Source organism: Arthrospira sp. PCC 8006 (genome assembly GCF_046480465.1).
In the GTDB taxonomy this organism is placed as follows: Bacteria; Cyanobacteriota; Cyanobacteriia; order Cyanobacteriales; family Microcoleaceae; genus Limnospira; species Limnospira platensis.
In genome coordinates this window covers 1-16,280 of record NZ_PKGG01000116.1, presented here as the reverse complement: position 1 = coordinate 16,280, position 16,280 = coordinate 1, and the positions used below count along the sequence as shown (strand labels likewise).

The following is a 16,280-nucleotide window of genomic DNA, read 5'->3' as shown; positions in this document are numbered from 1 at the left end:
GCTAGTGGAGGCGGCTCAATGCCGTTTGCGCTAGCTACCACCTTATTCGCCAGACCTCAACAAGATAGAGAAATGTTGGTCGTGGTTGAAAGCCCGCATTCGCCATTGCACGTGAGCAGTTTGATTCTCTCGATGATGCCATGGATTCTGTTCTCAAGGCTGCGTCCTAACCGTATTGACTAGTGCTATATCACCCTGGTAGGGTGCGTCAGAGGGATAACATATCGGGTTAACGGCTAATTTGGTTCATCTGACGCACCACCCATATCGTGGTCAAGAAACCCAGTTTCTCAGGGAAAACGGTGGGGCGGGTTTATCAAAACCTGGGTGGGGAATTGATAATTGACGGCAAAACCCGCCCCTACAATGAATAATTAATAATTAWTAATTWWSMAMMCTGGWWAGSGCATCTAAGCGATCGCCTTTTAGAGAGGATAACCGCACGAAATCATTAACCCAGTCTAGGATAGTTTGAGTCGTGAATTGGAAAGAAGAATATTTGAGAGACCGTTGGAGATGTTCAACCGCTGCGGCTGTATCTCCGGTGGTGTAGGCGTGCCATGCTTGCCAGGTTTGCGACCGATAGCGAAGCCTGTGGCTGACGTTTTGTACCCCTTTTATCACCTCCTCACCCTGAGCAAATTCATCGCTTATGGGAGCTGATATGGCTTGCTGAAAGATGTTTATAGTTTCCCTAAGCATCCGTTCTTCCCGAAATAGTTGTTGGGCCCTCAGTTTGCTGGCTTGTCCCATAGCTTGTCGGAGTTGAGGATTAACGGCCCATTCTTCGAGAGTGTGGGCGAGTTCCCGCGCCGTGGCGGCTGGGTCAACATTGGGGTTAGGTAATAGCTTACCGGTTCCCCCTAAACCTTCAGGAATGCCACCGGCGGCGGAAGCGACAATAGGTAAACCCTTAGCCATAGCTTCCATAACGGCGAAGGAGGGGGCGGCTTCTGAATAGGAGGTTAACACAAAGATATCACAGGTATCTAGCCAGTCGGGAACATCCCAGCGTTGACCCAGGAAAATCACCTTTTCGGCTACCCCTAGCTGTTGTGCCATTTCCCTAAGTTCGGGTTCCACATCACGATCGCTACCTTTTCCGGTTCCCGCCCATACCAGATATAGTTTTGACCAAATCGGGGAATTTTTCAAGTGGGCGATCGCTTCTAGTTGATGACGGTGGCCTTTAATTGGGGCGAGTCTGGCTGAGGTAAAACACATTACTGCATTTTCGGGAATGCCAATTTCCTGGCGCAACCGTTTTCGCACTTCTGGGTTAGGGGGGTTAAAGTATTTTGGCGATCGGCCATAATAAACCACATTGCCTTTATTTTCAGGTAATTTAAAATCCTGATGGAGAATGTTTAAATGTTCCCGCGCCGCCACATTGACCACCCGCGCCAAACCATATTGATAGCGCACAGCTTCTCGATATGGGATATCATCACCCATGGAAAAATCGGCGTGTTCACTTATGGCTAAACCTAGGGCGATCGCATAGGGAATTTTTTGTTCAATAGCCACCTGTTTAGCCGCAAAATGGGAATAGGGCCAGCCATCACTAAAGATAATAAAATCCGGTTTCAGTTGAGAATACAATGTTTCGTAATCTTGGCAATTTCTCAACACTCTAGCCAAATCCGAACTGGTACTATAATCTAGCCAAAACTGTTGCACTCCGAAACTCCCTTCTTGTTCCACTAAAGGGCTAGTATGTTTCGGTCTAACTGCTGTGACTTGATAACCAATTTTCGCCAATTCACACATAATCAGATGATCATATTGTGCCAGTCCGCCAATACCAGGATCATCTGTATTAATTAAAATAATGTGTTGATTCATTAAAACCGATGTTGATAAATTTAACTGTGATTTTTGGCGGAATCTTGAACCCCCGATAAAGACTGTATAAATCTCCTGCCATTCGGGACTCTTAATTAGTTGCTCAATCAATAACTTTTCCCCATACTCTTGGGAGATATTCTGAAAGGCATTTGTCCAGTGTAGTAAAGTCTCCACCGAGGAAGCATCACTATATTCCAAGGACTTCTGTAAACATTCTACCATGAATTTAGGGTAGCGATCTCGATACATTCTCCATGCTAACCATATCCAGCGCTCATAGCGTTCTTTTCTTTCCAGTTTACGGATAGATATGGGTAATTCTGGGCGGCGGAAAAACTCATTCATTAAGGCTTCCGTATTGCGGATGACTTTTTCCCCTCCAGACATCAAATTACAATCATGTTGGCGGTAGCAGGCGTGCATTTTTTTCAGCCAAACGGTGCGACAACCCATTAAAGATAACCGCAGGACAAAATCTAGGTCTTCTGTGGGGGGATGACGATGATCAAATCCTCCCACCTTTTCCCACCATTCCCGCCGCATAATTAAGGCGCTAGGACGGACACATTTATATAAAACCCAGGTTTCTAAGTTCAAGACTGGTGCATTTTCCCAGGGTCTAACTTGGGCTAGGAATTGAGAATTTTGGTCAACCACAATCCAGCCACTTTGGATTAAATCAATGGAGGGATTTTCCTGGAAGTGGGTAACTTGTTCGGCGAGTTTTTCGGGCAAAAAAAAGTCATCACTATCTAAAAACGCGAGAAATTCTCCCCGCGCTAAACTACAGCCATAATTTCTGGCTTTGGCAGCTCCCTGGTTTGTTTGATAGTGATAGGAAATTACGTCTAAATAGGGTTCGAGAACCTGCCGGGTGTTGTCGGTGGAACCGTCATCAATTACGATAATTTCATAGTCTGTATAGGTTTGTTCTAGGGCGCTTCGGACACACAGTTCAATATAGCGATCGCAATTATAAGCGGGAATAATTACACTAACTTTAGGGGTAGTTTTGGGGAGGGTTTCATTGAGGAGTTGTTGCCATTCTGGTTGTTGTCTAAAGCTGTGGGTATCCATTAATTCACCGAAGCCACTATAGTAGCCGATGAAGCGCTTAACCCAGATCGAGAGGGTGATGGGGTGGCCGTAGGGAGTATAGGAAAGCGATCGCCTTAGAAATTCTGCCATTTTGGTCTGATGACCAGTATAATAAAATCGCCAAGCCATCCAGGTTAATGATTCATAACGGGTCTGCCTCTCTAGTTGGCGAATAGAGTCGTCCAGGTCTGGTTGTTGGAAAAAGTTTTCTAGGATGGCATTAAAAGCCTCTAACTGTTTGGTAGGATCAGAAACGGACATGGCGCGATCGTGTTGGCGGTAGCCCACGGTTATCTGTTTTAACCAGGTGGCTTTGCATCCCATTTTGGCTAGTCGCAGCACAAAGTCTACATCGTCCGCACCGTCAAACCGCGAGTTAAAGCCTCCCGCCTTTTCCCACCATTCTCGCCGGAACATCATCGCACTGGGTAAAATGGGAGTATCAGTCAACCAGGTTTCTAAGGTGAGAGTTGGGACCTTATACCAGGGTTCAATATTGGATTGGGGTGTACCGTCGGCACTAATGATTTGCCAACCACTGTTGACCAGTCCTACCCCAGGGTGAGAGTCGAAGCAGGCGACCTGGGCGGTCAATTTGTCCGGGAGGAAAATATCATCATGGTCTAATAGGGCGATTAATTCTCCCTTAGCGGCTGCTATACCGATATTTCTGGCTGCTGCGATGCCACCATTAGTTTGGGATATACTGTGAATACGTGACCCGTAGGATTGGAGAATTTCTGGGGTGCTGTCGGTAGAGCCGTCATCGACTACAATGATTTCATAGTCCTGATAACTCTGGCTGAAAATGCTGTTGATGGTTTCAGCAATGTAGCGATCGGCATTGTAAGCGGGAATGATGACACTGACTCTGGGTTGGCGAGTAGTTGCTGACATGATTGGTCCTTGGTCAAAAAAACAGAAGTTGATGGTCTCTAAGGGATTGGGGTATTGTTACACTCAGATTAACTTAATCTCAGTATCGCCAAAATTGAGGAAATAATAGCATGGGCAAAAGAACATACATTAAAGACAAAAAATTGCTCAATACTACCCTGAAAAAGGATATTAAGTGGACTCCTACTAAAATCATTCTTGCGGCTTTGGGATTTCTGATTCCTTATGGGGGTTTTGTATATTATAGTACATCAATTTCTCTGATTTTTACCGGGTTATTGATAGCAGGTCCTGTCATGGCTGGGGCTCTTTATGGTTTCATATATTTTGTGAACCGGGATCTATTCTAAGTACCTCATAATTTAGGTGTTTAGAGTCAATGGTGGTGGGTGAGAATGGCCTATACAACTAAGGCATAAAGTTGGTCGAGTTTGGTTGAGCAATTAGTTATTTTTGAAAATGAGTTGATGTCTGTACCTAACCCGGAAGCAGAGGCTTTAAGTTTACACGAAAAGGCAGAAAACTATTTAGCTAAGGGAAAGCTGGAGAAGGCGATCGCTTTTTACCAAAATGCGATCCAACTAAACCCTGATTTCTCCTGGTCTCACCATAAATTAGGGGATGCTTTCTCTCAACTGGAAAGGTGGGAGGATGCTAGGTCGGCTTACCAAAAGGCGATCGCTCTGAATTCGGACTTTTTTTGGTCTTATAATAACTTAGGAAATACTCTGATTAAACAGGGTCATTGGTCGGCAGCTATTCAAGTATATCAACAGGCAATTTCTATTGAGCCTCATTTTCCCTGGTGTTATTATAACTTGGGTAATGCTTACAGTTATATCGGTAAATGGGAAAAGTCTATTGATGCCTATTTAACAGCTTGTCAACTTGATGATAATTTACCAGACCTTGATGAAAAGTTGGGTAATGCTTTGGCGGGATACTGTCAGGGATATCTTGATAATGTCATCGAAAACTTAACTATTTTGCCATCCTTTCAGGATATCACAATTTATCAAAAGTTAGCCGATAATTTAGCCCGCAAAGATTATTGGTTAGGAGCAATTATATTATATCAAAAAGTTTTGGCTATTGACCCAGAAAATCCAGATATTTTACCAAAACTCAATCAGGCTTGGGAACGTCAACGGGAACTTGAACATCAGGTAAATATTCAAAATCAGATTGTTAAACAGCATCCTGATAGTTATGATGCCTATTACAGCTTAGGAAATGCTTTATTTCAGGTGGGAAAATGGCATCAGGCGATTGAGGCTTATTTACGGTCTATGGAATTAAAGCCGAATTTACCTCCTTGGTTATATAAGGATTTGTGGATATTGCTTAAAGCTGAAGGACGCTTAGGGGAGGTGGTGGATTTATATAAAAAAGCCGTTGTTAAAAATCCCAAATCCTATGAATTGTATATTAATTTAGGAGAAGTTTTCGCCCAACAGGGAAACCTAGAAGCAGCCATTAATTGTAACTGTCAAGCCACAAATATTAAGTTTAATCAGGAGTTAATTAACCCTGGAGTTCCGCCTAAATTTATGATTATTGGCACTCAAAAAGGTGGGACTACTTCCTTATATTATTATCTCGAAAAGCATCCACAAACTGCCTTATCTGTCATCAAAGAAATTGAGTTTTGGTCTCGGAAGTTTGACCGAGGCTTGGACTGGTATTTGAGCCATTTTTGTACTATGCCGAAAGCTAATCGGGTTATGACTGGGGAAGCCACACCTAGTTATTTGGACTGTCAGCCTGTAGCAGAACGTCTGTTTAATTTTTACCCTGATATAAGGTTAATTGTGCTGTTAAGAAATCCCATAGATAGGGCTATTTCTCATTACTATCATTGGGTTAATATTGGTTGGGAGTCGCGAGATTTATCAACAGCGATCGCCGCTGAAATTAACCGATTTAAACAGGGGAATAATCAGGTATGGGACTGTCCCCATAGTTATTTAGCGCGTGGTATATATGTTGAATTTTTAAAACATTGGTTATCTATCTTCCCGAAAGCAAATTTTCTCATTCTCAAAAGCGAGGATTTATATAATAGTCCAGCCGCCACTTTAACGAGAGTACAGAAGTTTTTGGGTTTAACAGATTATTCATTAAAAACATACCCAAAATACAACTCTCGATTTTATCCTGATGTGACTGAGCTATGGCGCTATAAGTTGGCGAAATTCTACGAACCTTACAATCAAGAATTAGAGGATTTTTTAGGGGTAAAATTTGGCTGGGATAGCGGTTAATAATTAGGTGATATAGCGGTTACCGGATTGGTGAGGTACTTTTCAAAACCCCCTTCGACAAGCTCAGGACAAGCCTCTCCCAAGAAGGGAGAGGGGTTTGGGGTGTAGACGCGCAGCGGCTTCTCTTTGAGTGGGCTGTACCTTATGGATATGAGAAACGCTATATTAAAGCTAAATAATTGTTAAAATTGGTACATAATTGGGTAGAGTCTACAGGTGGGTTAATAGTATGGATGGTGATTTTGAACCACAAGGGGAATTAGTTAGTCTTCATCAACAGGCGATCGCCTATTTAGAAGAAGGAAAATTTGATGAGGCGATCGCAAAATGTCAACAAGTGATTCAACAGCAGCCGGAATGGGTTATGGCTTATAAAACTTTGGGGTTGGCTTTACAAAAAAGTAACCGCCTAGAAGCTGCTGAAAATGCCTATAAAAAAGCTATCAACCTTGACCCTAATTTGGTGGCTGCTTATGGAAATCTTGGCAGTCTTTACGCCCAACAGGGAAGGTGGGAAGAAGCAGAAACTACCTTAAAGCAAGCCATCAGTATTGACCCTAATTTTCGGGGAGTATATCGCAATTTGGCGAGGGTTTTAACCCAGAGAGGACGACCAGAAGAAGCTCAAATTTACTGGAAACGGGGACTGCAATTAGATGGCATTTTAAAACAGCGAGGACAGGAGGAATTACAGATAGGAAATACCTTGGCTGAAGCCGGTAAATGGTCGGAGGCGGTGTCAGCATTTCAAAAGGCGATCGCTTACCATCCTCAGTTATTTTTAGCCCACCATAAATTGGGGTTAGGTCTGATGCAATTAAATCAGCCAGCAGAGGCGGTGTCGGCTTTTGAGAAGGCGATCGCTATCCAACCGGATTTTAGTTGGTCTCATCACCATTTAGGAGAGGCTTTTCAGGCGTTAAATCAACCAGCTTTGGCGGTGTCGGCTTTTCGGAAAGCGATCGCTATCAACCCAGATTTTTGTTGGTCTTATTATCAATTAGCCAAAGCTGCCACCCAACTCCAGCAGTGGGAAGATGTAGCAGATGCTTACCAAAAAGCCATTCAATTAAAGTCAGACTTTCTGGAGTTTTATTTAGGCTTATCTAAGGCATTGTTTGAGTTAGAGCGCTGGGAAGATTTGGTGAAATTATACCCCTCCATTTTATCACAACAGCCTGATTTTATCAAACACTATTATTCCCTGGCAGAAACTTTAATTGAGCAGGAATGTTGGGATGCTGCTTTAGTCATTTATGAGACCATCATTGAACACAACCCAAGTTTTTTAGAATCTCCCAATAATCGAGTTAATTGGGGTAAGATTTTAGTCAACCAAAATCGTTATGAACAGGCGATATCTCAGTATCAAATTCTGGTTAATCAAAATCCTGCTTCCGAATGGTTTTATGTATATTTAGCAGATGCTTATTATCAAAATCAAGACTGGTTAACAGCCTTAGCCAATTATCAAAAAGCCATATCTATAAATAGCAATCAGGACTGGTTTTATTGTGGGTTGGGGAATTGCTTACAAAAATTGGGTGATTTTGACGAAGCTATTGAGGCTTATAGAAATGCTATTAACATCAAAAATTGTACTTGGTATTATGAAGAAATTATTAATGTATTGATGTCTCAGAAAAAGTGGGAAGAGGCCCTAAAAGTCTGTTTTGAATCACTGAAAAATGACCCCAATCAGTATCAAGCATACACCCAAATTAAGCTCTATTTAAAACACTTAGGAAGACATGAAGATGCTCACAGATGCAATCATTTACAATTACCTCATGATCTGCTTTCTAAATTCTGTAATTTACCAAGTCCAGAAAAGTGGTTAATCAATAGTAGAAATTGTAGTCATGTTCAAACTATCGAGATATATCCATCTACTTCTGTGAATTTTAAACAGCCAACTACAGTTTCTAATAATCTTTTGGGTTTCACAAGTCATCGAACCCAGCAACCAGCCGGATCAGTGAAAATTTTTCCACAAGCTAGAGGCTTAAATACTGGTTGTTTACACACAATAATAACCGCCAATAATCAGGTTGTTAAAGATTTATCTTCCGACAACTCAGGAATTGCTTTAGGTGCTCATAATTTACCAGAGACCATACACTTAAAAGGAAATATTGCTTTTGTATCTGCTCATTATGGACACAACTACTTTCATTGGATGGTCGAGGTAATACCTAGGTTACATCTGGTTTTAGCCAGCGGACTCCCCATTGATAAAATTGTGGTTAATAAGTTTGGTCACAAATATGAGGATGAAACTTTAGCTATGTTTGACATTCCCGAACATCAAAAAATGTTTGGCTGTTTTCGTCACGTTCAAGCTGAGGTTTTGATAGTCCAATGTCGCACCTTGCCTACACCAAAATGGGCTTGTGATTTTGTCAAAAATTTAGTTTTAAAACATCCATTACTGGAAGAGGATAATCGATGCAATTACTCTAGTAAAATTTATATTAGTAGAGCTAATGCTTATTATCGCAAAGTTATCAATGAACAGGAGTTGATGGATATCCTGAAACCATTAGGTTTTCAAGTGGTCTATCTTGAAAATATGTCCGTGAAAGAACAAGCATTGTGTTTACATCATGCGGAAGTGGTAATTTCTCCTCATGGTGCTGGGTTAACTAACTTAGTTTTCTGTGAACCGGGAACTAAAGTAATTGAGTTATTTCCTCCCGGAGCCTCAGTTCCCTGTTACTGGACTATGAGCGAAATTTGTGAATTAGATTATTATTACTTAGTGGGCGAATTCAATCCAGAATTTCCCAAGGAAATAGATGATGAGATGGATAGAAATCAAAATTTTTATATAGATATCAACAGTTTATTAAAAACCATGGAAATTGCTGATATAATTTAATGAGTTGTTTGAGTGTAAAAATTGCGGATGAGTTTATCAATGAATGCCCAAAACTATGCTTTTATACACCATAACCAAGCCATTGATCATCTCAAAGAAGGCAAATTAGAGGAAGCGATCGCCTGCTGTAATTTAGCCTTAGAAATGCAGCCTGATTGGGCAGATACCTATAAAATATTGGGACTGGCTTACCAGAAACAAGGCGAGTTTGAGCCTGCCTTAATTGCCTATACAAAAGCATTAGAAATTAAACCAGATTTTGGTGAAGTTTACGGGAATTTGGGCAGTTTATATGCCGAACATAAATTATGGGAAGATGCTGTACAAGCCTATGATGTGGCTTTGCGTCTTAATCCTGATTTGGTGGGGTTATATCGTAACCTGGCTCAATTATTAATTATGTTTGGAAAATATGAAGATGCTATCAGTTATTGTCAGCAAGCGATCGCCAAACAACCTGACTCATTTAAAGCCTATTATTTATTAGGAAATGCGCTCAGTAATTTAGAAAAATGGTCAGCAGCAGAAGCAGCTTATCAGCGTGGTGTTGAACTTAACCCTCAATGCGATCGCATTCATGTAGACCTAGGAAATATGTTGGCTCAACAGGGAAATTGGCAACCAGCGATCGCCGCCTATAAAAAAGCCATTGAAATTAACCCCCAAAACGAACTCGCCTACCATAAATTAGGAAATGCTTGGTTTCGCTTACAGGAACCAGAAAAAGCGATTTCTGTTTATCAAAAAGCCATGCAAATCAACCCTAACACCCCTTGGTCTCATCTCCCATTAGGGCGATCTTTGTTGGAGGTTGGTAAAGTTAAAGAAGCGATCGCTATTTGTCTTCGAGCCATTGAATTAAACCCCAACTCCTACTGGGCTCATGAAAACTTGGGGGATGCTTTAAGTCAAAACGGATGTTTTTCGGAAGCCATTCCTATATATTTACAAGCCTTACAAAAAGTTCCCGAAGACAAGCCAGGAGTTAGTAATAGTTTATATCGTCAATTGGGTTATGCTATGCGGGAACAGAGTCAAGCAGACGTAGATAAGGCTAGTCAGTGGTTGTCGGAAATGATTAGTCATCCACCGGATCACAATTGGCAAAAGTTAGGCTTTAGTCAACTGTACCCGGAACCCTATTTAAATTTGGGAGAAATGTTAGCTAAAAATTATCAGTTTGAAGGAGCGATCGCCTTTCATAAACTCGCCTGTGAATGTCAACCTAAGAATGCTGAAATCCTGGAAAAATATCAGAATATCTGTCAACAATACCAGGAGTTTGAGGAAAAAATTAGCTCCCTAAAACGCGCCACCCAGGAAGACTCTAACTCTCCTCAACCTTATACAGAACTTGGTAATTTATTATCTGAACGTAACCGCCTAGACGAAGCTGCTAGTTATCACAGCACCGCCTTAAAACTGCGGGGATGGTATTTGAGCGAACAACGCAATTATCGATTTACCCGAGACTGGTTTAGTAGTAATATCCCCACCTGGGAAAAACATTTACATCATCTGGCGGGTATTCCCGGCTTTCAAGCCTTAGAAGTTGGTAGTTTTCAGGGGATGTCAGCCTGTTGGCTTCTTGATTATGTGCTGACTCATCCGACGGCACAAATTACTTGTATTGACCCCTATTTTCAACCGGAATTTAATAGCAATATTGCTAAAACTAATGCTGGCGATCGCGTGATTAAAATAGTCGGATATTCTCAAAATATTCTCAATTCTCTGGCGGCTGATTACTATGACTTAATCTATATTGATGGTTGTCATTTGGCGACCGTAGCTTTCCGAGATGCTTTGCTATCATGGCGACTGTTAAAGGTGGGAGGAATGGCGATTTTTGATGATTATAATGTCTCGGAAGAAGATAACGAAGAACAAGAAGCGAAACGGGGAATTAATCTATTTTTAGAAAAGGTTAAAGACTGGGTAGATATTGTATATGAAGGGTATCAATTATTTTTAGTGAAAACTGGAGATGGCTTCCAGCCTGGTGAATTGGAAATTTTGTTATCAGAAATTGCCGGACCTAATCAATCCTACTATTAATTATTACCATCAGGATTATTTATGACTCTACCTCCTAAATTTTTGGCATTGCAGCTTCACCAGCAAGCTATTATATACATTAATAATAGGGACTGGGATGCGGCTATCAAAGCTGCTGAACAAGCTTTAAAACTGTACCCGGATTTAGCGATCGCCTGTAAAACTTTGGGGATAGCTTGGCAATGTAAAGGAGAGTTAGCTGAGGCGGAAAAATGGTATAAACAAGCCTTGAAAATTCAACCACATTTTGCGGAAGTTTACTCAAATTTAGGCAGTTTATATGCGAAACAAAGCCAGTGGGAACCTGCTATTATAGCCTATCAAACTGCGTTAAAAATTAATCCTAATTTAGCCGGAGCTTATCGGAATTTAGCCAAGGTATGGACTGAGTTAGAGGATACGGATAATTTTATTAAATGTCAATATAAAGCTCTGAAATTAGAACCGGAAAAAGGCAGTGCAGATGATTATATAAAGTTAGGAAATTTGTTGCTAAAGTCGCGCCAATTTACTAAGGCGATCGCCTGTTATCGACAAGCCATTAAATTATATCCTGATACCTCTGAAGCCTATCATAACTTAGGGGAAGTTTTGAAGGCATTAAAAAGACCGAAACAGGCAATTTTGTATTATCAAAAGGCTCTGGAAGTTAATCACCAGTCAACTATGACTTATCGTAGCTTAGAAAAAATCTTAATTCAGCATCATCAATGGGAGGAAGTTATTAAAGTTTATTGTCAACATTTAACCGTAGATTATAACTGCTTTGAAACCTATCGCAGTTTGGGTAAAATTTTACTGCAAGAAGGTCGGACTCAAGATGCTATGAATGCCTTTCTTAAAGCTATGGAAATTAAACCTGATTTTGCTTGGTCTTATTGGAACTTGTGGAATATTTTAGCTGAATATGAACAGCTAGACCAAGCCAGGGAAATTTTAGTAGCAGCCATTGACCGTTTTCCCGATTCTGAACAAGTTAAATTGAATTTGGGGGAACTTCTCAGCTATCAAAAAAAATTCCAGGAAGCTATGGTAGCATATCGGGATGCTGCTGTTCAAAAAATGCGGCGATCGCATCCTGAAATCGTGGCTAAATCAGCAGATAAATCCTCTCCTCTCCCGCCCAATTTTATCATTATTGGCACTCAAAAAGGTGGCACTACATCTCTGTATCGTTACTTAGAAGAACATCCTCAAATGGTAGGTTGTATTAAGAAAGAAACTCATTTTTGGAATCAACATTTTGACCGAGGTTTAGACTGGTATCTATCCCACTTTCCCCCCAGTATTTTCGATACTAATATCATCACCGGGGAAGCCACGCCGAATTATTTAGAATCCCCGAAAGTTCCTGAGCGTATATTTGAGGAATTTCCTAGTATTAAATTAATTGTATTACTTCGTAATCCCATCACGAGAGCCTTATCTCAATATCATCATTGGGTGAGATTAATGCGGGAATATAGACCATTAGAAATCGTGATAGAATCGGAGTTAAACCTAATCAAAAGTAACTTAGAATCGGAGAGTAAGCTAATTCAATATCCCGGATATATTTGGCGAGGATTATATCTACCATTTCTGGAAAAATGGATGTCGATTTTCCCCAGGGAACAGTTTTTAATTATCCGCAGTGAAGATTTTTATCAAAATCCCTCCCAAGTTTTTAATCAGGTTTTGGATTTTTTAGGCTTACCTAGCTATGAACTCTCTAATTATTGTTCCTATAACTCAGGACGTTATCCCCAAATTGAACCTTCAGTTTATAGCCAACTCCGAGATTATTTTTATCCTCATAATCAAAGATTACAGGATTTTTTAAATTTACAGTTTGATTGGGATTAAATTAATGATTGGTCAAGGGTTGACATTTGGCGAATTTTATGATATGTATATGAGTTGTAAGGAGATGTTAGAAAAGCATCCTGGAAGTTTCCCAAAAATTGAAAGTAATAATGCCATTCTCGGAAGAAATCATAGCATTACAGCTATATCAGCAAGCTAACACATATCTAGCGAAACAGCAATTTTCAGAGGCGATCGCTTCCTGTAAAACTGCCTTAGAATACCATCCTAACTTAGCTCCAGCATACAAAATTATCGGCACTGTTGAACAGCTACAGGGGGAGTTTGATCAGGCGGAAGCCTCCTATAAAAAAGCCTTAGAAATCGAGCCAGATTTTGCAGAAGTTTACGCTAATCTTGGCAGTCTTTTTGCCCAACAAAATGAGTGGCAATCAGCCATTAGTTTCTATGAAAAAGCTATCGAAATTAAGCCAGATTTTGGCGGTGCTTATCGCAACTTAGCCAAAGTATTTGGACAAATAAATCAACTAAATAAAGCTAATTACTGTTTATTAAAAGCCATCGATATTGAGCCTCAAAATATTAAACTTACTGAATATATGGAGGTTGCCCAAACCTTTGATAATCAAGGAAAATTTACCCAAGCGATCGCCCTTTATACAAAGGCGATGGAAATTTACCCAAATGTGGCAGAAATCCACTATAATTTAGGGGAAACTTTCGTCAATTGTCAACAATGGAAATCAGCCATAACCGCCTATAAACAGGCTCTGGAAATGAACCCAGATTTGTATTATGTTTATAGTCGTTTGGGGGATGTTTTCACAGAACAGCAAAACTACCAGGAAGCGATCGCCGYCTATCAACAATGTGTTAAACTGAAGCCAGATATAGATTGGATACATTTTAAGCTGGGGGAMATCTGCAAMAAACAAGGAGATATAAAACAAGCGATCGCCGCCTATCAAAAAGGCATAACCCTCCAACCAAAATTAACATGGCCTTACTTAAAATTATTGGAACTTTTAAACAAACTGGAATCATGGCAGGAAATTTTCAGTAACTATAAGGAAATCCTAAATAACCATCCTGATAAATCGGCAATAATTTACCAAAAACTAGCCGAGGTAGCCGTGAGATTCAATAAGTGGAATCAGGCGATTAAAAATTACCAAAAAGCCATAGAAATCGACCCAGAATGCTTCGATGCTTGTCTGCAATTAGCCCAAATATTTCTGCGTCAAGGACAACCTCTCAAAGCGATAGAAGCCTATATCAAAGCCGTTAATATTCGACCTTATTTTTATTGGTCATATTGGAATCTGTGGAATTTATTAGCCGAACACAATCAACTTGATGTCGTCATTGATATCTATCGCCAGAAACTCCAAGATTTTGGCGATTTTCATATAGTTTCTATGAACCTAGGAGAGGCTTTAAGTCGTCAAGGAGATATCCAAGAAGCCATCAGCCATTATCGAAATGCCAGCCATAAAAAACTGTTAAAAAATCGACCAGAAATTGCTAGTCAATATTGGGATAATAACCATCCCATGCACCCGAATTTTTTAATTATTGGCACTCAAAAAGGCGGCACAACTTCCCTGTACAACTATTTAAGTAAACATCCGCAAGTATTACCCTGCATCAAAAAAGAAGTTTACTTTTGGACTATGCTGTTTTATCGAGGCTTAGACTGGTATCTTTCCCATTTTCCCCACCTGGCGACCTCAGCCAAATTTATCACTGGAGAAGCGACTCCTCACTATTTAGAAACCCTGGAAGTTCCCCAGCGGGTCTGGGAAGTATTTCCGTCCATGAAACTGATTGTGTTGTTAAGAAATCCGATAATCAGGAGTTTTTCACATTATTATCATTGGCAGAGATTAATGTGGGAAAAGAGGTCTTGGCAAGAAGCCTTTACCTCGGAGTTAGAAATCATGTCTAACCTAGACGATATCGACTTTTTCAATGCTCCCGCCTTACAAGGGCAAAAGAAATATCTAGCCAGAGGAATATATATCGATTTTCTGGCAAATTGGATGTCAGTATTTCCCCGGGAACAGTTTTTAATTATTCGTAGTGAGGACTTTTACGAACATCCTCAAGCCATTTTAAATCAAGTCTTAGAATTTTTAGAACTCCCGCCATACCAACTCCAGAAATATCACCCTTTCAACGCTGGAGAATATGAAGTCGATCGCCAAGATGCCGTTTTCCAGCAACTCCAGGAATTTTTCCGACCCTATAATCAGAAACTAGAGGAATTTTTAGGACGACAATTAAATTGGCATTGATGATGGTCCGAAAGCGCTATCCTTGAGGATAATATCAGCCCTACCCCAAATTTCCTAAGCATAATGCGGTTGCAGCGCCAGTTTAATGGAAAAATCATCACCCTCGACACCAGAAACCCCATTGGGAGTGGTGGTGAGGGTCGCATCTACGTTGTTGCCAACGACCCCACCCTAGTAGCCAAAATCTACCATAACCCGACAGACGAAGACGCAGACAAACTAACCCTAATGTACAACGCCCCCCCTGCCAATTTAGCTGTAATGCCGGGGATGACCTTAATCGCTTGGCCAATAGACCTGTTGCGAACTCTCGATAACCGGCCCCACATTGTCGGGTATCTAATGCCGCGCGTCACCGCCGCCGCGCCGATCCACACATTCTACACCCCCAAAACCCGCCGGGAACAGAAACCCCTATTTAACTATCTCTACCTACACCGTACCGCACGCAACCTAGCAGCCGCCTTTAACGACATTCACAGCGGAGGCTATGTAGTAGGAGATGTCAACGAATCCAATATTCTAGTCAGCGATACGGCTATTGTCACCCTAGTAGATACAGACTCGTTTCAAGTGTGCGACCCCTATACTAAGCTGACCTTTCGCTGTCCGGTAGGAAAAGCGGAATTTACCCCCCCAGAATTGCAACATCAGACTTTCCGAGATATCGATCGCACCCCAGAACACGATCGCTTTGGTTTAGCCGTGCTGATATTTCAACTACTAATGGAAGGAACACACCCCTTTTCAGGAGTATATCAAGGCAGTGGCGACCCCCCAGCCATAGAAGCGCGCATCAAAGCCGGTCATTTCGTCTATGGGAAAAAACCAGTCCCCTACCAACCGATGCCCTTAGCCCCCACCTTCAAAACCCTTCACCCCAGCCTACAGGAGCTATTTATCCGCTGCTTCGATGGCGGCTACCGCTACCCGGAAAAACGCCCCACAGCCATAGATTGGACACAAGCCCTCAAACAAGCAGAATCTGACCTAACCACCTGTGCCAAGAATCGACAACACMGATACAGTAACCATCTAAAATCCTGTCCCTGGTGCGATCGCACCCGCCGACTAGGAGGACGCGATCCCTTCCCCTCCCGAGAAGCCGTGCGTTCCGGTGAACACCTAGAA

At 41.3% G+C, this 16,280-nt stretch carries 7 protein-coding genes and 2 pseudogenes; 8 read left to right on the top strand and 1 reads right to left on the bottom strand.

Going from position 1 to position 16,280, the window contains the following annotated elements; all coding sequences use genetic code 11:
• Nucleotides 1-170 (top strand): annotated as a pseudogene (locus tag B9T16_RS16560) (transposase); the annotation flags it as partial.
• Between the two features lie 211 nt (nt 171-381).
• On the opposite strand, the pseudogene B9T16_RS16555 reads toward B9T16_RS16560, so the two are convergent.
• A pseudogene (locus B9T16_RS16555) lies at nt 382-3,843 on the bottom strand (glycosyltransferase).
• Nucleotides 3,844-3,953: 110 nt separating this feature from the next.
• Between B9T16_RS16555 and B9T16_RS16550 the strand changes: the two are divergent.
• From B9T16_RS16550 to B9T16_RS16520, 7 genes are all read left to right on the top strand, one after another.
• Nucleotides 3,954-4,193 carry a hypothetical protein gene (locus B9T16_RS16550; RefSeq protein ID WP_410245279.1) on the top strand — a complete coding sequence of 80 codons (240 nt, stop codon included), beginning with the start codon at nt 3,954-3,956 and terminating at the stop codon, nt 4,191-4,193.
• Between the two features lie 117 nt (nt 4,194-4,310).
• Nucleotides 4,311-6,107, top strand: a complete 1,797-nt coding sequence (locus B9T16_RS16545) for a tetratricopeptide repeat protein (protein ID WP_410245278.1) — start codon at nt 4,311-4,313, stop codon at nt 6,105-6,107.
• A gap of 229 nt (nt 6,108-6,336) precedes the next feature.
• Nucleotides 6,337-8,988, top strand: coding sequence for a tetratricopeptide repeat protein (locus B9T16_RS16540; RefSeq protein ID WP_410245277.1), 2,652 nt, complete (start codon nt 6,337-6,339; stop codon nt 8,986-8,988).
• 39 nt (nt 8,989-9,027) lie between these two features.
• Nucleotides 9,028-11,046, top strand: coding sequence for a tetratricopeptide repeat protein (locus tag B9T16_RS16535; RefSeq protein ID WP_006619064.1), 2,019 nt, complete (start codon nt 9,028-9,030; stop codon nt 11,044-11,046).
• 21 nt (nt 11,047-11,067) lie between these two features.
• Nucleotides 11,068-12,891 carry a tetratricopeptide repeat protein gene (locus tag B9T16_RS16530; protein ID WP_410245276.1) on the top strand — a complete coding sequence of 608 codons (1,824 nt, stop codon included), beginning with the start codon at nt 11,068-11,070 and terminating at the stop codon, nt 12,889-12,891.
• 110 nt (nt 12,892-13,001) lie between these two features.
• On the top strand, nt 13,002-15,149 hold the full coding sequence (locus tag B9T16_RS16525; protein ID WP_410245275.1) for a tetratricopeptide repeat-containing sulfotransferase family protein: 2,148 nt from the start codon (nt 13,002-13,004) through the stop codon (nt 15,147-15,149).
• Nucleotides 15,150-15,212: 63 nt separating this feature from the next.
• Nucleotides 15,213-16,280, top strand: a 1,068-nt coding sequence (locus B9T16_RS16520; RefSeq protein ID WP_410245274.1) for a helix-hairpin-helix domain-containing protein, incomplete at its 3' end; no start/stop codon positions are given.

Coding starts and splice junctions, on each gene's coding strand:
- B9T16_RS16535 (WP_006619064.1), top strand. CDS start 9,028: ATGAATGCCCAAAACTATGCTTTTATACACCATAACCAAGCCATTGAT.
- B9T16_RS16545 (WP_410245278.1), top strand. CDS start 4,311: ATGTCTGTACCTAACCCGGAAGCAGAGGCTTTAAGTTTACACGAAAAG.
- B9T16_RS16550 (WP_410245279.1), top strand. CDS start 3,954: ATGGGCAAAAGAACATACATTAAAGACAAAAAATTGCTCAATACTACC.
- B9T16_RS16530 (WP_410245276.1), top strand. CDS start 11,068: ATGACTCTACCTCCTAAATTTTTGGCATTGCAGCTTCACCAGCAAGCT.
- B9T16_RS16540 (WP_410245277.1), top strand. CDS start 6,337: ATGGATGGTGATTTTGAACCACAAGGGGAATTAGTTAGTCTTCATCAA.